Genomic DNA, 22,608 nt, shown 5'->3' with positions numbered 1-22,608 from the left:
TCTCACCTTTAGTATCGAACCGTCGTCCGGGGCGGCCATGCCCCGGCAAACCACTACGGGAGAAGCGCCATGAAGGTCAGGGATGCGGTCGTACTCGTCACGGGGGCCAATCGCGGCTTGGGCCGCGCCTGGGCCAGGCTGTTGCTCGAAGCCGGCGCACGCAAGGTCTATGCCGCCGCCCGCGATCCGCGCAGCATCGACCTGCCCGACGTGATCCCCCTCGAACTCGACATCACCCGGCCGGAGCAGGTGCGGCGTGCGGCGGCCGAATGCGGCGACCTCACGCTGCTGGTGAATAATGCCGGCATCGTGCGCGGCGGCCACCTGTTCGACGACGAGGCGTTCGAGCGTGCCCGGCAAGAACTCGACACCAACCTGTTCGGCACGCTGGCCATGTGCCGCGCCTTCGCCCCCATCCTCGGCGCCAATGGCGGCGGCGCGATCGTCAATGTCTTGTCGGTGCTGAGCTGGATTAGCATCCCGGGCGGCGCCACCTACAGCATGTCCAAGGCGGCCACCTGGTCGATGACCAATGGCGTGCGCATCGCCCTCAAGCCGCAGGGCACGCAGGTGGTCGGGGTGCACGTGGCCTTCATGGATACCGACATGACCGCCGGCGTCGATGCACCCAAGGCGTCGCCGCTCGACGTCGTGATCCAGACCGTTGCCGCCCTCGAGGCCGGGCAAGAAGAAGTGCTGGCCGATGGCCTTACGCGCGAGGTCAAGCGCGGGCTCTCGCTCGAGCGCGGCGTCTACCTCGATGCGGCGGGCTGAGGCCGCATGCGGTATGCAATCCGGGCTGGCGCCTGGGCGGCCCGTGAACTACAGTGAAACCAGGCGGCCGAATCCGTTGGCGGCCGTCTCGCATGGGAGAGCACAGATGAGTATTTCCTACCTGCGGGTGGCGCAGCCACGCCAGTTTCCGAGCGAAGGCCGGCGCGTACCCGAAGCAGCCTACCAGGACGCGCACAACGAAGAAGCGCTCGACGAAGCGCTGGCCGAATCCTTCCCGGCAAGCGATCCGATGGCGGTCGACATCAGCACCGCGGTGCCTGGCGCCGGGTTGCGCCATGCGCCGGCGCGCGACACGCCATCCTGACCGGCATGTCCTGACCGGCATGTCCTGACCGTCACGTCCTGACCGGCACGTCCTGACCGGCACGTCCTGACCGTCACGTCCTGACCGGCACGTCCTCACAGGCATTTCCTGACAGGCATGTCCTGACAGGCATGTCCTGGACCCAAGCGTGCGCCCCTCATCGGCGGCCGACTCTACACTTGGTTGCTCATCATCGGAAACCATGCGGTTGTCGCGCCGGCCCGTCGGCGGGCGATGGCCGCCACCCGCGAAGGAGTGTTGCCGTGTCGACGACCATCACCATCAATGGAAACGCGGTCCCGCTGCCAGGCGATCCGCGCGTGTCCCTGCTCGATTTCCTGCGCGAGCACTTGCACTTGTCCGGCACCAAGAAGGGCTGCGACCAGGGCGCCTGTGGCGCCTGCACCGTGCTGCTCGACGGCGAGCAGCACATCCTGTCCTGCCTGGCGCTGGCCGTGCAGTACGGGGGCCGCGCGATCACCTCGGTCGAGGGCCTGGCCCACGAAGGCGCCCTGCATCCCTTGCAGCAATCCTTTATCGAGCATGACGGCTTCCAGTGCGGCTATTGCACGCCGGGCCAGCTGTGCTCGGCCGTGGGCATGGAGGCCGAGCTGCGGCGCGGCGTGCCGAGCTATGTCACCGAAGACCTGGCCGCCGGCACCGTCGAGTTCAGCGAAGACGAGGTGCGCGAGCGCATGAGCGGCAACCTGTGCCGTTGCGGCGCCTACAACGGCATCGTGGCGGCGCTGACCGAACACCATGTGCAGCTGCATGCCGGCGCGCCGCTCAAGGAGACGCCATGAATCCCTTCACGTTCGCGCGCGCGCAAGATGCCGCCGATGCCGTGCGCCAGGGCGCCGTTGCCGGCAGCCGCTACCTGGGCGGCGGCACCAACCTGGTCGACCTGATGCGCGAGACGGTCGAGCGGCCAAGCCGGCTGGTCGACGTCAGCGGCTTGCCGCAGCAGATCGAAGAGCGTCCCGATGGCAGCCTGCTGGTCGGCGCCGCCGTTAAGAACACGGCCCTGGCCGAACACCTGGCCGTGCGCACCCGCTTTCCCATGCTGTCGCGCGCCATCGCGTCCGGCGCCTCGGGCCAGATCCGCAATATGGCGACCGTGGCCGGTAATATCCTGCAGCGCACCCGCTGCAGCTACTTCTACGACCACGAGGGCGCCCACTGCAACAAGCGCAATCCCGGCGAAGGCTGCGACGCCATCGAGGGCGTGCACCGCATGCATGCGGTGCTTGGCGCCTCGAGCGCCTGCATCGCCACCCATCCATCGGATATGTGCGTGGCGCTGGCCGCGCTGGATGCCGTGGTCCACCTGCAGGGAGCGGGCGGCGCGCGCCAGGTGGCGTTCACCGGCTTCCACCTGCTGCCGCAAGACCATCCCGAGCGCGAGACCGTCTTGCAGCCGGGCGAGCTGATTACCGCGATCGAAATCCCGCCGCTGGCCTTCGGCGCCAATTCCACCTACCGCAAGGTGCGTGACCGGGCCAGCTATGCCTTCGCGCTGGTGTCGGTGGCGGCCGCGCTCGAGGTCGAGGATGGCGTGGTCAAGGACGTGCGGCTGGCGCTGGGCGGCGTGGCCCACAAGCCATGGCGCGCCAGGACGCTGGAACAGATGCTGCGCGGCCAGCCGGCCAGCGCGAGCTACTTCGAGGCGGCGGCCAGGGCCGAGATGGCCGACGCCCGCCCCCTGCGCGACAACGCGTTCAAGATCCCGCTGGCGCAGCGCACGATGGTGGCCGTGCTCGACCGGCTGGCCACCGTGCATTCCTGAGGAGATGGCGATGAAGATCGTGCAGAACATCCAGAAGGCCGGCCAGGCGATCATGCAGAAGGCCATCGTGCATGCGCCCGACCGCTATGTCACGGGCGGCAAGCCCGACCCGCTGGCGTCCAGCGACGACGCGCTGATCGGCGCGCCCATCGCGCGCCTGGACGGTCCCGCGAAGGTCAGGGGCGAGGCCAGGTATGCGGCCGAATTCCCGCTGGACGGCATGGTGTACGCGGCGCTGGTATACAGCACCGTGGCCAGGGGCCGCATCGTCTCGATCGACAGTGAGGCGGCGCAGGCCGCGCCCGGCGTCGTGCTGGTGCTGAGCCACCAGAATGCGCCGAAGATGGCGCCGCCGCCGGTGCTGATGCGCGAGCCGCTGGGCGGCAGCGGCGATGCACTGCCCGTGTTCCAGGACGACCAGGTGCACTGGAACGGCCAGCCGGTGGCCTTGGTGCTGGCCGATACGCAAGAGCAGGCCGATTATGCGGCGGGCCTGGTACGCGTGCGCTACGAAGCCATCGATGCCGTGACGACCATGGAAGCGGCGCGCGCCGCAGGCATCGAAGTCGGTTCCTTCATGGGCCAACCGCTGCAGGACACCGTGGGCGACGCCGAAGCCGCATTGGCGGGGGCTGCGCACCGGGTCGATGCGGTGTATCGCACGCCGCGCCACAACCACAATGCGATCGAGCTGCACGCACTCACCGTCGCCTGGGCCGGCGACCTGCTGCGCATCCACGACGCCACCCAGGCGCTGGCCAACACCGCCTTCACGCTGGCCAAGGTGTTCGGCATCGACCAGGAGCAGGTGCACGTGACCTCGCCCTTTGTCGGCGGCGGCTTTGGCGGCAAGCTGGTGTGGCAGCACCACATCCTGGCCGCGGCTGCCGCCAGGGTGGCGGGGCGGCCGGTGCGCATGATGCTGTCGCGCGAGGGCGTCTACCGGGTCGCTGGCGGACGCGCGCCGACCGAGCAGCGGGTCGCCATCGGCGCCGACCGCGACGGCCGCTTCACCTCGCTCATCCACAGCGGGGTGACCGTCATGACGGCGCACAACGCCTTCCCCGAGCCCTTCATCCACAATGCGCAGGCCTCGTATGCGGCCGGCGCCATCAAGCTCGAAGTCCAGAAGGTGAACATGGACATGCTGGCCAATGTCGCCATGCGCGCCCCGGGCGAATCGGTGGGGTCGTTCGCGCTCGAAAGTGCGGTGGACGAACTGGCCGAGCAGTTGGGCATCGATCCCATCGTGCTGCGCCGGCGCAACGAGCCGGTGCAGGATCCGACCAAGGGCACGCCGTTCTCGTCGCGCCATTTGATCGAGGCCTATCGCGCCGGCGCCCAGGCCTTCGGCTGGCAGGATCGCCATGTGGCGCCGGGCAGGCGGCTGGAGGGCGAGTGGCTGGTCGGCCTGGGCTGCGCCAGCGCCGTGTTTCCCTACTACCGCATGGATGGCGGCGCGGCACGCATCGTCATGGGCCGCGACGGCCATATCGCGGTCACGGTCGCAGGCCATGAAATGGGCATGGGGACGGCGACCGCCCAGACCCAACTGTGCGCGGCGCGCTTCGGGTTGCCCCTCGAGAAGGTCAGCTTTGCGTATGGAGATTCAAAGATGCCGGGGATGGTGATGGCGGGCGGCTCGCAGCAGACGGCGGCGATCGCGGCCGCGGTCAAGGCGGCGCACGAGGCAATGTGCGCCGAGCTGCTCAAGCTGGCGGGGCGCGACTCCCCGCTGGCCGGCTTGCGGGCGGAGCAAGTAGGTTCGCGCGACGGCGGCCTGTACAAGCTCGAGGACTCCGGGCGCTGGGAAAGCTATGCCGCCATCCTGGCGCGCGCCGGACGCGACCATGTCGAGGTGACGGCCGAGGCGCCGGCCGCGCAGGAAAGCCTGCACTGGTCGATGCACTCGTACGGCGCCATCTTCTGCGAGGCACGCGTGAACGTGGTGACCGGCGAGCCGCGCGTGACGCGCCTGCTCGGCTCCTTCGATTGCGGCCGCATCCTCAATCCCAAGACCGCGGCCAGCCAGCTGCGTGGCGGGATGGTCATGGGCCTGGGGGCGGCGCTGATGGAAGAAACGCATTTCGACGGCCGCAATGGCCGCATCGCGAATCCCAGCCTGTCCGAGTACCACGTGCCGGCCCACCTCGACGTGCCGCAGATCGACGTGATGTGGCTCGATATTCCCGATCCGCATGCGCCAGCCGGCATGCGCGGCATCGGCGAGATTGGCATCACGGGCACGATGGCGGCGATCGCGAATGCGATCTATAACGCCTGCGGCAAGCGGGTGCGGGAGTTGCCGATCACGCTCGACAAGCTGATGTGACTGGGAGGATCCCCGGCCGCGGCCAGGGATCCATCACTTATTGCGAGATGCGCAGGATGGCCGAGGCCAGTCGCGAGAAACAGGGCGTCAGGTCGGCGTCGGTCGCGGCGTAGCAGTACATGCCGACCGGCTGGTTCGGCTTCTGGCAGCGCTTGGGGGCATCGACCGTATTCGCCATGCACTTGAGGATCATCTCGCCGGTGTCGGTGTCGTAATCGCCGCCCGCCTTCAGTTTCGCGCCCATGCCCAGCGTGAACACATAGATGTTCTGGTCGCGGGCACTGGAGGCGATCGCCTCGGCGAGGTTGCGCGAAGCATTCTCAACGTTGCGGCGGTACTGTGCGCTGCCGGAGCCGGCGCCGCTACTGATGTCGGCCGTAACTTCGCGCGGCCACTTGCCCACGATCGGGAACTCGCGCCTGGCGGGGTCGTTGGGGTTCTTCGGATCGTTATGGGCGTTGTACCAAGTCGGCAGGTTGCGCGCGGCATAGGCATTGTTGCGGTAGATCTTGCAGTTCTCCTTGATGAGCGTGAACTCGCTTTTGTCCATCTTGCCCAAGCCCCAGGTCGCCCCGGCCATATCCATCGTGCCCGCGATGTCTCGTCCCAGCGTGTCCTTGCAATCCGTGGCGCTATTGAAGGCCAGGTAGGAACCGAAGGCCGAAGGGGCGCCATCCGAGAAGAAGACGATCACGCGCATGCTGGAGCGGTTGGCAAGGGGCACAAGGCTCAGCTGCTCGCGCGCATTCCACATCCCTTCGACCGAAGCCGTTCCGTCTTCGAATGCAAGGGCATTGATCTTGCTCTCCATCGTGGTCCGGTCGAATCCGCGCGCCGTGATCCTGATCGGCACATCGGTCTCCGCGCCCGAAGCGAAGTGGACCAGGGCCACCCGGTCTTGCGTGACGTTGAACTTGCTCAGGAAGCTCCTGGCCGATGCGCGCACGGTCGATGCCGAGTCGCTCAGCGAACCGGAAGTGTCGATCACCAGCGCCATATCGAGGTCGTTGCGGATGGTCTGCGCCGCCGCGACCGGGCTCAGCGACTCGAAGCCCATGACTTGCATGACCGACACCGGCATCTTCGCATCGGCCAGCACATCGATGATCGCCTGGCCGCCCTTGAAGGTGACCGTGGTGCTGATGATTCTTGGCGCAGACAGCAGGTAGTTGTTGGGGATATTCGCCGTGAAGAAATCGGCAGCAGCGCCGACCGCGCTGGCGCGCTGCTCCATCTCGTTATTGCCGGTTGTCACGGCGCGAGCGCCGGCCAGCGCGGCCGAGTCGACTGCCGCATTCAGGCGGGCCTTGACCAGGTAGGCCAGGCCGGCGTCGATCGCCAGGCCGACCACGCCGAGCAGTACGAGCATGGAAATGGCCACCATGCTGGCGACAGCGCCGCGCTGCCGGTGAAGAATCGGACGCATATCAGAACACGCTCATCGAATACAGGTCGGGCCCGAAGGTGGGCAGGGCATCCTTGCGGAAGGTGAAGGCATTGACCAGCATGTCGAACTTGTAGAAGGTTTCGACGACGTAGACGATCTCGCCATTGTCGAGTTTGCCTGTGAGTACCGATACTGTCGGCCGCGAGCTGCTGCTGATGCCGGTACACTTGCCGGCGCTGTTCCACGAGCCGCAGGCATAGATGCGGCTGGCCGGCTGGTAGCTGCTCTTGCGGGCGCCGAGGTTGCGCGCGGCATCGTCCCAGCGGTACTGGTCCAGCACCACGCTGCGCGTCGTGCCCACGCCCATCACGCGCGTGATGTACATCATGCCCTGCTGGTTGACGTTCAGCGGCGGGGCGCTGGCCATGACGGCATAGATGATGTCCTGGCTGCCGTCCTCGAGGTCGGTCCCGCCGCGGGACGCCAGGTTGGCGCCCTCGCGCGCAACATTGGTCATGATGATGTTCGCCTGCAGCGCGCGGGCGCCGTCGATGGTGCACAGCGCGAGGATCACCAGCATCGGCAGCAGCAAGGCCAGCTCGACCGCAGCAATGCCGCGCTCGCGTTTGCGGGATTTCGGTACAGTCATGACGGCGCAGGAAGCGTCATATTGCGTCATGGGAAGATCTCGTTGCGCATGGTGGCTGCGACCGCGAACCGGTAGACGCCGTTGGTGAAAAAGCTCGACAGCAGGGGCGTGGTTACCGGCCAGCTGCAGTCGAGCTGGATCACCACGATGTCGCCGGGCGCCCCGAACATGCCGTTGTTGTAGGTGCTGGTCGAGTATTTGGTGCCATTGACCGAGATCTGGGGCGATGTGCGGTCGTACATGCCGAGCGAGTTGTCCTTGATCTTGGCAATGACGGTGGCGTAGCGTTGCTGGGTGCCGGTGGCCGATTCCGAACTGCGGCCGGTGATGGCGAAGCGAGCGCCCTCGCGCACGGCATACTGCATCGTCAGGCTGGCGAAGAACATCATGCTGAGTTCGATGATCGCGACCAGCACCAGTAGAAAGACCGGTGCAATGATCGCCATCTCGACGAATGTGGCGCCGGACTGACGGCGTGGGACGGAATACATCGTTATTCAGGCAATTTTACGGAAAGTGGCACATGGCATGCGGTAAGCTTCGGGGGATTCTACAGGGCAAAAATCATTTCCCGTGTCGCTTTTATCGATGATTTAACGCCTTTGTCGGCGCCGCACAACATGAATTGGTTAGCTAGCATCGTTCCATCTTCGTTTCGTTCATTCGCCCGCGCGCGCGCGGGCCAGCCAGCCACCGGGCAGCGTGCGGCCTCGGCCGATGCCGAGGTGTGGATGGTGTTCGGCATGCGCGTGCTGCTGGCGGTGTCGGCGCTGCTGACCCTGTACATCGGGGCCGGCGGCGTCACCCTGTCGCGCCACTGGACCTGGCTGATCTTCGCCGCCTATGTGCTGCACAGCCTGACCTTGCTGGTGATTGCCGGCTACCGCGCCGGCTTCTGGCATGGCCCGCGGGTGTACTGGATCGACATCGCCTGGTATGGCCTGGTCATCTGGGCCAGCGGCGGCACCGCCAGCCCCTTCTTCTCGTTCTTCTTCTTCGCCATCCTGGCCACCTCGTTCCGGCACGGCTTCGACGCCGGCGCCAAGCTCACGCTCGGATCGGTCGGCGTGGTGGCGGTCTCGGTGCTGGCGGCCCAGGGGCTGGCGACCCTGCAGATCCTGCTGCTGCGCGCCACCTTCGTGCTGGCGCTGGGCTATATGGTCGCGTTCTGGGGCGGGTTGGCTGTCGACCAGCGCCGGCGCCTGGCCTTGCTGCGCGACGTCAGCCGCCTGTCCAACCCGCGCTTCGGCGTGCAGCACACGCTCGATTCGCTGATGGACAAGATCCTGCGCTTCTATGGCGGCACGAGCTGCGTGCTGCTGATGCAGGACAGTCACGAGCGCTGGACCATGAGCACCGCCCACCACCCCAAAAGCGGCCGGGCGATCGGCCGCAGCCGGCCCGACGCGGACGACATCGCGCCGCTGCTGGCCCTGGAAGACGGCGCCATCCTGTACCTGGCGCCGGTGCGCCATTTCGGCCTGTTCAGCATCGGGCCCGCCACCGCCACCGCCTTGCGCCTGGGTAGTGGCGTGCGCGACTGGCACAAGACCGATACCGATGCCTGCGGCCACGTGGCCGACCTGCTCGACAGCGAGGGTTTCATCAGCGTGTCACTGCCGCTGCGCAAGGGCGCGGGCCGCATTTTTGTCACCGGCATGCGCTTCAAGCGCGGCGACGCCAGCTTCCTGAAACACATCGTGCAGCAGGCCTTCCCCGTCATCGAGACCATCGACCTGCTCGATCGCCTGGCTTCCGAGGCGGCCTTCCGCGAGCGCCAGACGATCGCCCGCGACCTGCACGACAGCACCATCCAGCCGTATATCGGGCTGCGCCATGCGGTGGCGGCGATCCGCAACCAGGCCGGCGACGACAGCCCGGTCGCGCCCGAGCTGGACCGCCTGGTGGACATGTGTTCGGGCGTGATCGGCGACATGCGTGACTTCGCCCAGCGCTTTCGCAGCGGGCGCCAGGAAGAGCCCGAGTTGCTGATCGCCCTGCGCCGCCAGCTGCGCCAGGTGGAGACCTTCTATGGCCTGGACGTAATGCTGGAAATGCATGCCGACAGCGCGATCAACGACCGCATGGCGGCCGAGGTGTTCCAGATCGTCACCGAGGGCATCAGCAATATCTGCAAGCATACCCGCGCCCGCACTGCCGGCGTGGTGGTGGAAGAGGAGGGCGGTATCCTCGCCATCGATATCTTCAACCCGGCGGCGGTGGCGGGACAAGCGCCCTTGCCCTTCGTGCCACGTTCGATCGCGGAGCGGGTCCAGGGGCTGGGCGGCAAGCTCGAAGTGGAGGCCGACGGCCGCCAGACGCTGTTGCGCATCCGCATTCCTGTTTGATCACGCGAACAACCAAGGAGAGACATGACCATACGTATCCTGCTGGTCGACGACCATAAGACGATGTTGTGGGGCCTCGAGCGGCTGATCCAGGCCGAAGGCGACGCCTTCCAGCTGGTCGGCAGCGCCAGCGACGGCATCGAGGCCAAGGCCTTGTGCGCCGAATTCCAGCCCGATATCGTGCTGCTCGACCTGGACCTGAAGGGCAGCAGCTCGATCGAGTTCCTGCCTGCGCTGGTCGAGAACGGCCGTACGAAGGTGGTCATCCTCAGTGCCAACCGCGACCAGGCGACCCTGGCGGCGGCCGTCAAGGCCGGCGCCCGCGGCGTGGTGAGCAAGGAAGCGCCGACCGACGACGTGCTGGCGGCCGTGCGCAAGGTGCACGGAGGAGAACTGTGGCTCGACCAGTCGCTGATGCAGGCCCTGCTTGGCCAACTGGTGGCGCCAGCCCCGAAGGCCGACCCGGAAGCCCAGCGCATCGCCTCGCTCACCGCGCGCGAGCGCGAAGTGATCGGCATGATCGTGCAGGGCAAGGGCGCGCTGAACAAGGACCTGGCCGAGCGCGCCTTCATCTCGGAACGCACCCTGCGCAACCACTTGACCACCATCTACCAGAAGCTCGAGGTCGCAAACCGCCTCGAGTTGTACGTCTACGCCACCAAGCACGGCCTGTCCTGACCGTGCCCCACGCCGGCGCCTTCCAGGGCGCCGCGCCCCTGACAGACCCTTCCTACACAGCGCCTAGGACATATGTCCTAGGCCGCCACGGCAACAAGTCCCCCGCAAAAAGGTAGTTTTGACGGATGGCAACGAATTCGCCGATCCGTAAGATTCAACTCATGCGCTGCGTATCGTTTCACACGGTACGGCGGCAAGAGGACAGGAGCGAACGTGTACGACAAGGAAGACAACCCGGAGCAGCAATACGAAAGAAGCGGCAGCCCGGCGATGTCGTACCTGGTCCTCGGCGTCCTGCTCGCAGTCGTCTGTTTCATCGCGGCCCTGGCCGTGTGGACGAGCGCATAAAGCCCAACCTATTGAAAACCCTGAAAGGAAATACCATGAACTTCATCGCTAACCTGATCAAAGAAGAAGACGGCGTCACCGCAATCGAGTATGCACTGATCGCCTCCCTGATCGCCGGCGTCATCATCGCAGCAGTCAGCCTGCTGGGCGGCAACATCAGCACCCTGTTCACCACCCTGGCAAACCGCATCTCGTCGAAGACGCCGACCAACACCTGATCCTGGTGTCGCGGCCGCCAGCGGCGGTCCCCATCCGGCACGGAGGTTTCGTGCCGGATTTTTTTTACCCGGAGCCCATCTTGACAAGCCTGCCACTCCTGCTGTTGTTCGCACTGCTCGGCGCCGCCGTCTGGCACGACGTGCGTGCGCGCCGCATCCCGAATGCCGTCGTGTTTCCCGGCATGCTGGCGGCGTTCGCACTGCACGTGCTGCTGCCGGCAGGCGATGGGCTGTTCGGCGGGCAGGTGGGCGGCCTGGGCCTGCTGCAGTCGCTGGGCGGCTGGGGCCTGGGCCTGGCGCTGCTGCTGCCGATGTATGCGCTGCGCCTGATGGGGGCGGGCGACGTCAAGCTGCTGGCGATGGTGGGTGCCTTTATCGGCGCCGGCCAGATCCTGACCGTCGGCCTGGTCACGCTGGTGGCCGGCGGCCTGCTGGCGCTGGCCTTCGCCGCCTGGCAGGGCAGCCTGCGGCGCCTGGTCGGCAACGCCTGGCACATGGCCATGCACAGTGCCTTTTCGGCGCTGGCCGGCAGCATCGCCGCGCCGGTGACGCCGCCCGAAGCGGCCAGCGGCCGCCTGCCGTATGCAGTGGCGATCGCGGTCGCCACCGCCGGTTGCGTGCTGTGGATCCGCGTGCACGGGGACTTGCCGCTGTGAGCCAAACCATGAGCGACGCGCTGCTGGCCCCGGCCAATGCCCGTGCCCCGCGCACGGTCGAAGACACCGGCCTGCCGTTCCTGTTCCTGGCCGAGCTGATCTTGAAAGTGCTGTACCAGCGCGGCCAGCTGCGCCTGGCGGAACTGGCAAGCCACCTGAAGCTGAACGTCAGCGTCATCGATCCGCTGGTCGCCTTCCTGCGCGCCGAGAAGCTGTGCGAGATCGCGCGCGTGGGCAGCAGCGGCACCGACGCCGACCTGTCCTACATCCTGACCGATGCCGGCCGCGCACGCGCCGCGAACGCCGTCGCCCGCAACGCCTACGCCGGCCCGGCGCCGGTGACCCTGGCAGCCTACACCGCCCAAGTCAAGGCGCAAAGCGTCGCCGCGATGCAGGTCACGCGCGGCGCGATGGCGGGGGCCTTCGACGGCATCGTGGTCAACCCGCTGGTGCTCGACCAGCTGGGCGCGGCGATGAACTCGGGCCGCGCGATCTTCTTGCACGGCCTGGCCGGGAGCGGCAAGACCTACCTGGCCGAGCGCCTGCGCGAGCTGCTGGTCGGCGCCATCTCGGTGCCGTATGCGCTGATGGTCGATGGCGAAGTGATTCCATTCTTCGACGCGGTGCAGCACGTGGTGGCGGGCGAGGGGGCAGTCCTGGGCAGCGGCCTGGATCGCGGCAGTGCGCCGGACGCACGCTGGGTGCGCGGCGTGCGCCGTCCGGCCGCGCTGGCCGGCGGCGAGCTCACCCTCGACATGCTGGACCTGCGCTTCGACCCGCATACCCGCCTGTACCAGGCGCCGCCGCACCTGAAATCGAACAACGGCATCTTCATCATCGACGACCTGGGCCGCCAGCGCTGCACCCCGGAAGCCCTGATGAACCGCTGGATCGTGCCGATGGACCGCGGCGTCGACTACCTGACGCTGCACACCGGCCACAGCTTCCAGATCCCGTTCGACGTGATCGTCGTGTTCTCGTCGAACTTCGTGCCGCAGCGGCTGTCGGACGGCGCTTTCCTGCGCCGCCTGGGCTACAAGATCGAAGTGCCGGCGGCGTCGCAGGACGAGTATGCGGCGCTGTTCCGCCAGGCCTGCGCGAAAGTCGGCGTCGAGTTCGACGCCGACGCCTTCGACTACCTGCTGGCGCGCCACGGCGAGCGTAAGGTGCCGCTGCTGGCCTGCTACCCGCGCGACCTGATGCGCCAGCTGCGCGACCTGGCGCGCTATGAAGAACAGGCCCCGGAGCTGTCGCGCCGCACCATCGACTGGGCCTGGGATAACTATTTTGCCGCCGGCGCCGCCGGCCGCCCCCTAGAGACTGAACGCCGCGAACGCGGCACCGTGGAGTACAACAATGCGTAACTCGAGAGCAATCCTGATCATCGGCGTGGCCCTGCTGCTGGCGCTGGGCGCCGTCGTGATGGCGGCCAAGTGGATGGGCGAACAAGGCCCGTCCGGCAGCCAGGTGGTGGTGGCGATGGCGAACATCAACCAGGGTTCGCGCCTGGCTCCCACCAGCCTGAAGCTGTCCGAATGGCCGGCCACCTCGGTGCCGCCGGGCGCGGTCACCGACATCAAGGCGCTCGAAGGCCGCATCGCGCGCGCCGAGATCCTGGTCGGCGAACCGATCGTCGAATCGAAGCTGGCTCCGAAGGGCACCCTGGGCGGCCTGTCGTCGGTGGTCACCGCCGGCAAGCGCGCCATGACCGTGCGCGTCAACGACGTGGTCGGAGTGGCCGGCTTCGCACTGCCGGGCAACTACGTCGACATCCTGGTCAACCTGCAGGCCACCGGCAGCGACCTGGCCGCTTCGCCGTCGATCTCGAAGATCGTGCTGGAGCGGATCCTGGTGCTGGCCGTGGCCCAGGAATCGACGGTCGACGACAGCAAGCCGCGCGTCGTGAACGCCGTGACGCTCGAACTGACGCCGGAACAGGTCGAAAAGCTCGACCTGGCGCGCTCGATCGGCGAACTGTCGCTGGTGCTGCGCAACCAGGTCGACCCGCAGCCGGCCGCCACCAGCGGCGCGACCCGCGAGTCGGTGCTCGGTCTGCCGGAACGCACTGCCGCCCAGCCGGTCGCCGAACCCGCCTCCGAGCCGGCCCCGCGCGCCGCCGCCCCGGTACGCCAGAGCGCCGCCCCACGTAACGACGGCGTGCTCGTGATCCGCGGCCTGGACGCCGCTTCGCAAAGTTTTTAACCGAGACCATCATGCACCGACAGTTCAATCAAACCCTGCTGGCTTCGAGCCTGACCCTGGCGCTGGCCGCCGGCCAGGCCGCCGCCAACGACTGCATCGACCTGCGCAGCGACAGCGCTCCGCGCCTGGAACTGGTGCGCGGCAAGTCGCTCATCAAGCGCTTCTGCACTCCGGCCAGCCAGGTCACCGTGGGCGACCCGAAAGTCGCGAACGTGGTGGTCCCGAATTCAGGCGAGGTCGTGATCGTGGCGCGCAGCGTCGGCACGACCAACCTGATCGTCTCCGGCCGCGACAAGAAGTCGACCGTGATCGACATCGCCGTCGGCGTCGATACCGCGGCGCTGCGCAGCCAGATCGACACGCTGTTCCCGCAAGAGAAGGGCATTCGCATCGGCAGCAGCGGCAATGCGCTGATCCTGTCGGGCATGGTGAGCGACGCCATCGTCGCCAGCCAGCTGGTGGAACTGGCCAGCGCCTTCCAGGCCGCCGCCGCGCCATCCGGTGCCGATGCGAGTGCGGGCGCCGGCAGCCCGTCGCCGGCCGGCGTCGGCGCACCCGCCGCCGCGGCTGGCGGCGCAGCGACCGAGTCGGCCGGCGCCAGGGTGCTGAACATGCTGACGATCGCCGCGCCGCAGCAGGTGATGCTCGAAGTGAAGATCGCCGAAGTGTCGAAATCGCTGGTCGACCAGCTTGGCGCCAAGGCCGGTTTCAGCAAGACCAACGGCAACTGGACCTATGGCATCGCCTCGGCCCTGCTGAGCGGCGGCGCCGGTACCATCGGCGGCGTCGGCACCGGCATCAAGGAACTCACGGTCGATGGCGAGAAGCGCGATGGCCTGGTCAAGATCCTGGCCGAGCCGAACGTGATGGCCATCAGCGGCCAGGAAGCCAGCTTCCTGGCCGGCGGCAAGATCTTCATCCCGGTCGCGCAGTCGGGCGCCGCCGGCGCCAACACCATCACGCTCGAAGAAAAGGAATACGGCGTGGCGGTCAAGTTCATGCCGACCGTGCTGGCCGGCGGACGCATCAACCTGCGCGTGGCGCCCGAAGTATCGGAACTGAACCGCGAAGGCATCGGCATCAGCGCCAGCGGCACGGGCAGCGGCGCCACCGCGATCCTGCCGTCGTTCACCACCCGCCGCGCCTCGACCACCGTGCAGCTGCTGGACGGCCAGAGCTTTGCCATCGGGGGCCTGATCCGCAATAACGTGACGAGTAATATCAAGCGCTTCCCCTTCCTGGGCGAAGTGCCGGTGCTGGGCACCCTGTTCCGGAGCAGCGACTTCCAGAACGACCGCACCGAGCTGGTGTTCATCGTGACGCCGCGCCTGGCCAAGCCGATGGAAGCCGTGCCGGCGCTGCCGACCGATAAATACGTGCAGCCGACCCGCGCCGAATTCCTGCTCGGCGGACAGCACGAAGGCAAGCCTGCCGCTGCCGCCACCGTTTCGAAGGAGTGACCGTGAAGACCATCCTGAACACCAGCCTGCTGGCTACCCTGGGCGTCCTGGCCGGCTGTGCCAGCGACGGCCCGGCCACCAACGGCGACAGCGTGCGCGCCATGCTGGCCAGCCAGACGATCCCGTCGCAGCCGCGCGTGGAGCGCGGCGCCGATGGACGCGCCGCGGTGGCGGGCTACGCCAACTACCAGCAATCGTACGTGACCCCTGCCGCGCAGAGCAACGCCAGCGCCTTCGGCGACAAATAAGAGACCAGCAAGAGAGCCACCATGAAGATCGCAGTCCTTTCGCGCGACGAGCGCCACCTGATCGAGCTGTCGCGCCAGTTGCGCGCCCGGCCCGGCAGCGACGAAGTCGACATGATCGCCGGCACCGCCGCGCGCCTGTCGACCATGGCCGACGAAGCCGTGCCCGACCTGCTGGTCGTCGACGCCCCGCGCGCCGACGAGGGTGAACTCGACCAGCTCGAGCGCCTGGGCCACCTGTTCCCGCGCATGGCCTTCATCGTGCTGTCCGAAGACCTGTCGCAGGATTTCCTGCTGCGCGCGATGCGCGCCGGCGTGCGCGAGGTACTGGCCGCGCGGCCCGCGCCCGCGGACCTGGTCGCGGCCGTCGACCACGTGGCCGAGAAACTGGGCAGCCAGGGCGCGGCCCAGGGCCGGGTGCTGGCCTTCATCTCGTGCAAGGGCGGCAGCGGCTCGACCTTCCTGGCCACCAACCTGGCCTATGCACTGAGCGCCGGCGGCGCCAAGCGCGTGGCCCTGATCGACATGAACCTGCAGTTCGGCGACGCCTCGCTGTTCGTCTCGGACAGCAAGCCGCTGGCAACGCTGTCGGACGTCGCCACGCAGATCCACCGCCTGGACCCGTCCTTCCTGTCCTCGAGCATGGTCAGCGTGACCCCGAACTTCAGCGTGCTGGCCGCGCCGTCGGATCCCGCCCACGCCAGCGACGTCAAGCCCGAGCACATCGACGCCATCATCAAGCTGGCGCGCCGCCAGTACGATTTCATCGTGCTCGACGTCGGCCGCAGCCTGGACCCGGTGAGCGTCCGCGCGCTCGACCATGCCGACACCATCTACCCGGTGCTGCAGACCACCTTGCCGTACATCCGCGACGGCAAGCGGCTGCTGGGCGTGTTCCGCAACCTGGAATACGGCAACGACAAGGTCGAGCTGATCGTCAACCGCCACGACAACAACAGCGATATCCGCCTCAAGGACCTGGAAGAAGCGTTCGACACCACCCAGCTGCGCACGATGCCGAACCACTACGACGCCGCCGCCAGGTCGGTCAACCAGGGCGTGCCGATCACGCGCCTGGCGCCGGACAGCCAGCTGAGCCATGCCCTGATGGCGATGGCGCGCGGCCTGACCGGCGAAGCCGCGCCGGTGCAGGGCGCGGGCCTGATGGCGCGCCTGTTCAAGCGCCGCAAGACCGACGTCTGAGACAAGGAGAGTCCACCATGAACATGCTTCCACCTTCTTCGCTGCGCGAGCGTCTCGCCAGCGGCAGCGCCGCACCGAAGCCGGTCGCCCAGCGCGGCGGTCCGATCGACAACCGGGCCTACCACCAGCTCAAGGCCCGCATCCACGAGGCGCTGCTCGACCGCGTCGACCTGGAAAGCATGCAGCGCCTGAACCAGGACCAGATCCGGCAAGAGCTGCGCCTGCTGGTCGAGCGCCTGCTCGAAGAAGAGATGGTCGTCATCAACGACGCCGAGCGCAAGACGCTGACCCGCGACATCCAGAACGAGATGCTGGGCTTCGGCCCGCTCGAGCCGCTGCTGGCCGATCCGAGCGTCTCGGACATCCTGGTCAACACCCACAAGCAGGTCTATGTCGAGCGGCGCGGCAAGCTGGAACTGACCGACGTGACCTTCACCGACGACGCCCACCTGATGAAGATCATCGACAAGATCGTCTCGCGCGTGGGCCGCCGCATCGACGAATCGAGCCCGATGGTCGACGCGCGCCTGCCGGACGGCTCGCGCGTGAACGCGATCATCCCGCCGCTGGCGATCGACGGCCCGGTGATGTCGATCCGGCGTTTTTCCGCCGACCCGCTGCGCCTGGCCGACCTGGTGTCGTATGGCAGCATGACGGCCGACATGGCCGAAGTGCTGCAGGGCCTGGGCAAGGCCAAGGTCAATATCCTGATCTCGGGCGGCACCGGCAGCGGCAAGACCACCATGCTCAACGTGATCTCGGGCTTCATCAGCCACTACGAGCGGGTGGTGACGGTCGAGGATGCGGCCGAGCTGCAACTGCAGCAGCCGCACGTGGTGCGCCTGGAAACCCGCCCCGCCAATATCGAGGGCAAGGGCGAGGTGAGCCAGCGCGCGCTGGTCAAGAACGCGCTGCGGATGCGCCCCGACCGCATCATCCTGGGCGAGGTGCGCGGCGAAGAAGCGATGGACATGCTGGGCGCCATGAATACCGGCCACGAAGGCTCGATGGCGACCATCCACGCGAATACCCCGCGCGACGCCCTGACGCGCCTGGAAAACATGATCAGCATGGCGGCGCCGAACCTGCCGCCGAAGGCCATGCGCCAGCAGATCGCGTCCGCGGTCGGGGTGGTGGTCCAGGTATCGCGCCTGACCGACGGCAAGCGCAAGGTGCTGTCGATCTCGGAAGTGACGGGCATGGAAGGGGAGGTGATCACGATGCAGGAGATCTTTACCTTCCGCCAGACCGGGGTGGCGGACGACGGCGCGGTGATCGGGCACGCCACCGCCACCGGTGTGCGGCCGCACTTCGCCGAGCGCCTGCGCACCTTCGGCGTGAACCTGGCGCCGCACATCTTCGAGCCGCGCTGAGCCACTATATGGATACCACCTTCATCCTGTTCATCCTGATGCTGTTCGCGGCGGTCATGCTGCTGGTCTGGGGCGTCTACACGGCCTGGCAGGCGAGCCGCGATCCCGAGACCGAACGCATCGCGCGCCGGCTGCGCAGCGTCATCAAGAGCGATACGCGCCAGGAAGACGTCACCATCACCAAGGACCGGCGCCTGTCCGACAACCCGGACCTCGAGCCGCTGCTGCGCCGCCTGCCGGGCGCGCGCCGCCTCGACCGCATGCTGCTGCAGGCCGGCAGCGCGCAACTGGTCGCCTCGCTGCTCGCCGTGTGCGCGGCCTGCCTGGGCGCCGGCCTGGTGGCCGCGCTGGCGTTGCGATTGTCGCTGGCCGCGGTGCTGGGCTGCGCGCTTGGCGCCGCCAGCCTGCCGCTGCTGCGCCTGGCGCGTGCGCGCGACGGCCGCATGGCGCGTTTCGAGCGCCAGCTGCCGGAGGCGCTGGACATGATGAGCCGGGCGATGCGCGCCGGCCACGCTTTCCCGACTGCGCTCAAGCTGGTGGCCGACGAAGTGGCGGCGCCGCTGGGCGAGGAATTCAAGACCGCGTTCGACGAAGTGAACTTCGGCGTGTCGATGGCCGATGCCCTGAACAACCTGGCGCAGCGGGTGCCGAGCATGGACTTGCAGTACTTCGTGGTGGCGGTGCTGATCCAGCGCGAGAGCGGCGGCAACCTGACCGAACTGTTGACCTCGATCTCGGGCATCATCCGCGACCGCCAGAAACTGGCCGGCCAGGTGCGCGTGCTGTCGGCCGAGGGCCGGATCTCGGCCTGGGTGCTGTGCCTGCTCCCGTTCGGCGCCGGCTTCATGATGTACGCCGTCAATCCGGAAACGATGGGCGTGCTGGTGAATGACCCGGTGGGCCGCCAGTTGACCGGCGCGGCGCTGGGCATGATGGCTTTCGGGGTGCTGGCGATCCGCAAGATCGTGCGCATCCGCATGTGATTTTCAGGATACAGACAAATGACGATGCCTCAAATCGTGATGCTGGCGGCGATGTTCGTGCTGGTGTTCGGCGTGGCCGTGGGCGCGATGCTGCTGCTCACGCGCGATCCCGTGAAAGCGCGCCTGGTGGCGCTCGATGAACGCGACACGCCGAGCGCCAGCCGCGCCGGCAACTGGCGCGAGCGCCTGGCGCGCCTGGCCGAACCGCTGGCAAGACTGTCGGTGCCGGCCGAGGGCTGGGAAACCTCGCCGGTGCGGCTTCGCTTCATCAATGCCGGCTGGCGCGCGCCGTCGGTGCCGGGCCTGTTCCACGCCGGCAAGACGGCGCTGACGATCGGCCTGCCGCTGATGGTGTATATCGCGCTGCCGCACCATAACGAGCGCCCGCTGGTGCTGACCTTCCTGTACCTGGTCGGCACCGCCGCGATCGGGTACTACGTGCCCGACATCGCCCTGCGGCGCCGCATCGCCAACCGCCAGCGCGAGATCTTCGAGAGCTTCCCGGATGCGCTGGACCTGATGACGGTGTGCGTGGAGGCGGGCCTGGCGATGGATGCGGCGCTGGCACGGGTGGGTAGCGAGATCGGCCTGAAAAGCCCGGTGCTGGCCGAGGAGCTGCAACTGGTGACGCTGGAACTGCGCGCCGGCAGCAGCAAGGACAAGGCGCTGCGCAACCTGGCCCTGCGCACCGGCGTCGAGGACGTCGATGCGCTGGCCAAGATGCTGATCCAGGCCGAGCGCTTCGGCACCAGCATCGGCACCGCGCTGCGAGTGCAATCCGAGCAACTGCGCACGCGCCGGCGCCAGCTGATCGAGGAGAAGGCGGCCAAGATCGCGACCAAGCTGTTGTTCCCCCTGATTTTTTGTATCTTTCCGGCGCTGCTGGTCGTGCTGCTGGGGCCAGCAGTGTTGCAAATCATGCGCTCGGTGATGACGGTGGCGACCTGATCGAATTGACATACACGGTGCGTATGACCCGCGTCCGATGAGATAGTTGAATTGTGAATGACGAACATCATGAATCACAATTTGATTTCTATCTTGGAGAGCCCATACTGGAGTCATACCAGAACCCACACGAAAGAGAACATCATGTCCACCCTGTCGCTTCGCCCAACCTTCGCAGCCCAACTGTCGGCCTTCGCTACCACGCTCGCGAACTTCGTGCGTGCGAAAGCGGCCGCTGGCGCGGTCGCACGCAGCGCCGACGCGGGTGACGTCTGGGCCCTGTACCGCATGACCCGCGGGGCCGATGCCGTCTCGCCGGCCGTCGCCCGCCGCCTGGAAGCGCACGCTCAGCAGAAGTAACCCGCGCCGGGTTTCAAAACAAAACGCCCTGCTTCGAGCAGGGCGTTTTGTTTATAGGGCATAGAACCTATCCCGGTAGGTTCTTATTCGACTTCGGGCGGCTCGTGGAATTCGTCGGCCCGCGAGAACAGGTCCCAGGCCGCGATGAACAAGGCCGCGATCACCGGTCCGATGACAAAGCCGTTCAGTCCGAACAAGGCCATCCCGCCCAGGGTCGACAGCAGGATCACATAATCCGGCAACTTGGTGTCCTTGCCGACCAGGATGGGGCGCAGGATATTGTCGACCAGGCCGATCACCAGTACGCCATACGCCGCCAGTACGATGCCTTGCCAGATATCGCCCGTGGCCAGGAAATAGATCGCCACGGGGCCCCAGACCAAGGCGGCGCCGACGGCAGGCAGCAGCGACAGGAAGGCCATCACCACGCCCCACAGCAGCGCGCCGCTGACGTCCAGCGCCCAGAAGATCAGGCCGCCCAGCGCACCCTGGGCCATCGCCACCAAGACATTGCCCTTGACGGTAGCGCGAATCACCGTCGTGAAGTTCTGGAACAGGCGGCCCTTGTATTCGACCGACAGCGGCACCGCGCGCTGGATGCGGGCGGCCAGGATGCGGCCGTCGCGCAGCAGAAAGAACAGCAGGTACAGCATGATGGTCATGCTGACCACGAAATCGAGCGTATTGCGGCCAATATTGAGGGCGTAGTGCGCGGTGGCCTGGCTGATCTGGGCCGCGCCTTCGGCGATCTTGTCCTGCAGCGAGGCCAGGTTGGTCAGCTCGAACCGCTCGAGCAGCGAGATCGCCCAATCCGGCAGGGCCCGGATCACGAGGTTGAAGTAGGAGGCGACGTTGACCTGGCCGGCGCTGACACGGGCGTAGATCGCGGTGACTTCATTGATCAGCGAGGAAGTGATCAGGGCCAGCGGAAACAGCACCATCAGGATGATCACCAGCAGCGACAACAGGGCGGCGACGGTGGGCTTGCCCTTGGTAGCGCGCAGCAGGCGCGACTGCAATGGCGCAAAGATGATGGCGAATACCACGCCCCAGAACACGGCGCCAGAATAGGGCAGCAGGATCCAGATGAAGGCGATGGTGACGATCGCCAGTAACAGGAGAAAGGAGTTCTGCGGCAGGGTGTATTGCTTCATCGGCGGGCGCGGAAAAGGTGGGCGAAAAATTAATGTTGCCTGATGATACGCGATGCCAGCGCGTATACGGCTGACCTTTTGCAGGGCGCGGTGCGCCAGCTAACACATGGTGTCGATTGTCGGTTGCTGTCGTTTGCTGACCACAAAGTCAGTTCAATCGTGCGCGTTGTTAATCTGGCATCTTGCGATAATAAATTGTTGCCGCGTCAAGACGAAGTCTGGCGGGCACTTAAACAACACTTTTTATCGGAGCCACCACCATGTCCCGTCCCGCACAACGCGCCGCCCTGTCCACCCTCAATACCACCATCGTCACCGCCCTGAAGGGCGCCATCCTGCTGGGCGCCACGACGGCCGGCATGGCCCAGGCGCAGCAGTCGCCCGCCCTCGACCGCATCAGCATCTCGGCCGGCGCCTTCCGCGCCGAACCGAAGATCCATATCGGTGGCGACACCAACTACGGCCGGGTCGACACGCCCGACGAAAAGATCGACGACGTCACCCTGCCGCGCGTGAAGGCCGAGGTCCTGATCGGCGACAGCCATGGCCTGTCGTTCGATTACTTCCGTTTCGACGAAGACTGGGCCGGCACCGCCAGCGGCGACACCGTCTACGAAGGCCGGCCGGTGGCGGGCACCATCAGCGCCGATGCCGACCTGCGCCTGGAAATGGCCCGCTTCTCGTACAAATGGTGGCTTGGCAAGGAGAAAAATGCCTTTGGCATCGGCCTGGGCGCCGCCTACCTGCGCGCCAAGATTTCCGGCTCGGCCGAAGCGAACCTCAGCGCCTCGAATCCGGTCGAGAACTATTCGTTCAGCGGCTCGGCCTCGGGCAGCGACAGCGTCTGGGCGCCGACCGTCGAGCTGGCATGGCGCCACTCGCTCAACGAACAATGGCGCGTGTACGCCGAAGGTTCCGGCATCAAGAAGAACGGCGGCACGGTCGAAGGCCACGTCTGGAACGGCTCGGTCGGCGTCGAATGGTTCCCGCACAAGAACGTCGGCCTGGTGGTGGACTACAACGTCCAGAAGATCGACCTGCACCGCAATGGCGACCGCACGGCCGACCTCGACCTGAAACTGAAGGGGCCATCGGCCTTCGTCAAGGTCCGCTTCTGAACCCGGGCCGCGCACGCGATGTCGATCTAGCTGCACGCTCAATTGCTTCCGGTCATAATAC

At 66.9% G+C, this 22,608-nt stretch carries 24 protein-coding genes; 20 read left to right on the top strand and 4 right to left on the bottom strand.

The window, feature by feature from the left end:
- The first annotated feature begins 69 nt into the window (after positions 1-69).
- From E8M83_RS14440 to E8M83_RS14420, 5 genes are all read left to right on the top strand, one after another.
- Complete coding sequence (locus tag E8M83_RS14440) at positions 70-774, top strand: SDR family oxidoreductase (protein WP_137174044.1); 705 nt, start codon at positions 70-72, stop codon at positions 772-774.
- Between the two features lie 106 nt (positions 775-880).
- On the top strand, positions 881-1,099 hold the full coding sequence (locus E8M83_RS14435) for a hypothetical protein (RefSeq protein ID WP_137174043.1): 219 nt from the start codon (positions 881-883) through the stop codon (positions 1,097-1,099).
- 263 nt (positions 1,100-1,362) lie between these two features.
- A complete protein-coding gene (locus tag E8M83_RS14430; protein WP_229491532.1) occupies positions 1,363-1,902 on the top strand; it encodes a 2Fe-2S iron-sulfur cluster-binding protein in 540 nt (179 codons plus the stop codon).
- Entirely contained in the window at positions 1,899-2,885 is a 987-nt protein-coding gene (locus E8M83_RS14425; protein ID WP_137174041.1) for a xanthine dehydrogenase family protein subunit M, read from the top strand. The genes E8M83_RS14430 and E8M83_RS14425 overlap by 4 nt, the downstream gene beginning before the upstream one ends.
- Before the next feature lie 10 nt (positions 2,886-2,895).
- On the top strand, positions 2,896-5,217 hold the full coding sequence (locus E8M83_RS14420) for a xanthine dehydrogenase family protein molybdopterin-binding subunit (RefSeq protein WP_137174040.1): 2,322 nt from the start codon (positions 2,896-2,898) through the stop codon (positions 5,215-5,217).
- 37 nt (positions 5,218-5,254) lie between these two features.
- Here the strand turns inward: E8M83_RS14420 and E8M83_RS14415 are convergent, their stop codons facing one another.
- The 3 genes from E8M83_RS14415 to E8M83_RS14405 are packed head-to-tail and all read right to left on the bottom strand — an operon-like array spanning position 5,255 to position 7,744.
- Positions 5,255-6,643, bottom strand: coding sequence for a pilus assembly protein (locus E8M83_RS14415; protein WP_137174039.1), 1,389 nt, complete (start codon positions 6,641-6,643; stop codon positions 5,255-5,257).
- Position 6,644: 1 nt separating this feature from the next.
- Complete coding sequence (locus tag E8M83_RS14410; RefSeq protein WP_137174038.1) at positions 6,645-7,283, bottom strand: TadE/TadG family type IV pilus assembly protein; 639 nt, start codon at positions 7,281-7,283, stop codon at positions 6,645-6,647.
- Positions 7,280-7,744, bottom strand: coding sequence for a TadE/TadG family type IV pilus assembly protein (locus tag E8M83_RS14405; RefSeq protein ID WP_137174037.1), 465 nt, complete (start codon positions 7,742-7,744; stop codon positions 7,280-7,282). Before E8M83_RS14405 ends, E8M83_RS14410 begins: the two co-directional genes overlap by 4 nt.
- Positions 7,745-7,873: 129 nt before the next feature.
- Here E8M83_RS14405 and E8M83_RS14400 point away from each other — a divergent pair, with 129 nt between their 5' ends.
- The 14 genes from E8M83_RS14400 (at position 7,874) to E8M83_RS14340 (ending at position 20,275) form a co-directional block, all read left to right on the top strand.
- Positions 7,874-9,601 (top strand): sensor histidine kinase, encoded by a 1,728-nt coding sequence (locus tag E8M83_RS14400; protein ID WP_137174036.1) that lies wholly within the window; start codon positions 7,874-7,876, stop codon positions 9,599-9,601.
- A 24-nt stretch (positions 9,602-9,625) separates the two neighbouring features.
- The gene (locus E8M83_RS14395) at positions 9,626-10,279 is read left to right on the top strand and encodes a response regulator transcription factor (protein WP_137174035.1); all 654 of its coding nucleotides are present in this window, start codon (positions 9,626-9,628) and stop codon (positions 10,277-10,279) included.
- Positions 10,280-10,492: 213 nt separating this feature from the next.
- Positions 10,493-10,627 carry a hypothetical protein gene (locus E8M83_RS26490; protein ID WP_267874225.1) on the top strand — a complete coding sequence of 45 codons (135 nt, stop codon included), beginning with the start codon at positions 10,493-10,495 and terminating at the stop codon, positions 10,625-10,627.
- Positions 10,628-10,662: 35 nt separating this feature from the next.
- Positions 10,663-10,845: a Flp family type IVb pilin gene (locus E8M83_RS14390; protein ID WP_137174034.1), complete on the top strand. Its 183-nt coding sequence runs from the start codon at positions 10,663-10,665 to the stop codon at positions 10,843-10,845.
- 80 nt (positions 10,846-10,925) lie between these two features.
- Positions 10,926-11,501: a prepilin peptidase gene (locus tag E8M83_RS14385; RefSeq protein WP_137174033.1), complete on the top strand. Its 576-nt coding sequence runs from the start codon at positions 10,926-10,928 to the stop codon at positions 11,499-11,501.
- Positions 11,502-11,509: 8 nt separating this feature from the next.
- Positions 11,510-12,865, top strand: a complete 1,356-nt coding sequence (locus tag E8M83_RS14380) for an ATP-binding protein (RefSeq protein WP_137174032.1) — start codon at positions 11,510-11,512, stop codon at positions 12,863-12,865.
- Complete coding sequence (gene cpaB / locus E8M83_RS14375) at positions 12,858-13,703, top strand: Flp pilus assembly protein CpaB (protein ID WP_137174031.1); 846 nt, start codon at positions 12,858-12,860, stop codon at positions 13,701-13,703. The genes E8M83_RS14380 and cpaB overlap by 8 nt, the downstream gene beginning before the upstream one ends.
- An 11-nt stretch (positions 13,704-13,714) precedes the next feature.
- Positions 13,715-15,163, top strand: coding sequence for a type II and III secretion system protein family protein (locus tag E8M83_RS14370; protein WP_137174030.1), 1,449 nt, complete (start codon positions 13,715-13,717; stop codon positions 15,161-15,163).
- A gap of 2 nt (positions 15,164-15,165) precedes the next feature.
- Positions 15,166-15,411: a hypothetical protein gene (locus E8M83_RS14365; RefSeq protein WP_137174029.1), complete on the top strand. Its 246-nt coding sequence runs from the start codon at positions 15,166-15,168 to the stop codon at positions 15,409-15,411.
- A 21-nt stretch (positions 15,412-15,432) separates the two neighbouring features.
- A complete protein-coding gene (locus tag E8M83_RS14360; protein ID WP_137174028.1) occupies positions 15,433-16,611 on the top strand; it encodes an AAA family ATPase in 1,179 nt (392 codons plus the stop codon).
- 17 nt (positions 16,612-16,628) lie between these two features.
- Positions 16,629-17,984: a CpaF family protein gene (locus E8M83_RS14355; RefSeq protein ID WP_373995051.1), complete on the top strand. Its 1,356-nt coding sequence runs from the start codon at positions 16,629-16,631 to the stop codon at positions 17,982-17,984.
- A gap of 8 nt (positions 17,985-17,992) precedes the next feature.
- Complete coding sequence (locus tag E8M83_RS14350) at positions 17,993-18,967, top strand: type II secretion system F family protein (protein ID WP_137174027.1); 975 nt, start codon at positions 17,993-17,995, stop codon at positions 18,965-18,967.
- Positions 18,968-18,985: 18 nt separating this feature from the next.
- On the top strand, positions 18,986-19,915 hold the full coding sequence (locus E8M83_RS14345) for a type II secretion system F family protein (RefSeq protein ID WP_137174026.1): 930 nt from the start codon (positions 18,986-18,988) through the stop codon (positions 19,913-19,915).
- Between the two features lie 144 nt (positions 19,916-20,059).
- Positions 20,060-20,275 carry a hypothetical protein gene (locus tag E8M83_RS14340; RefSeq protein WP_137174025.1) on the top strand — a complete coding sequence of 72 codons (216 nt, stop codon included), beginning with the start codon at positions 20,060-20,062 and terminating at the stop codon, positions 20,273-20,275.
- An 83-nt stretch (positions 20,276-20,358) separates the two neighbouring features.
- Here the strand turns inward: E8M83_RS14340 and E8M83_RS14335 are convergent, their stop codons facing one another.
- Positions 20,359-21,429: an AI-2E family transporter gene (locus E8M83_RS14335; RefSeq protein WP_137174024.1), complete on the bottom strand. Its 1,071-nt coding sequence runs from the start codon at positions 21,427-21,429 to the stop codon at positions 20,359-20,361.
- 260 nt (positions 21,430-21,689) lie between these two features.
- On the opposite strand from E8M83_RS14335, the gene E8M83_RS14330 reads away from it, so the two are divergent.
- The gene (locus tag E8M83_RS14330) at positions 21,690-22,547 is read left to right on the top strand and encodes a hypothetical protein (RefSeq protein ID WP_137174023.1); all 858 of its coding nucleotides are present in this window, start codon (positions 21,690-21,692) and stop codon (positions 22,545-22,547) included.
- The last annotated feature ends 61 nt before the right edge of the window (positions 22,548-22,608 follow it).

It is taken from the genome of Massilia sp. HP4, assembly GCF_005222695.1.
Taxonomy (GTDB): domain Bacteria; phylum Pseudomonadota; class Gammaproteobacteria; order Burkholderiales; family Burkholderiaceae_D; genus Telluria.
The sequence above is the reverse complement of the archived record's forward strand: the minus strand, read 5'-3'. Positions and strand labels throughout refer to the sequence as shown.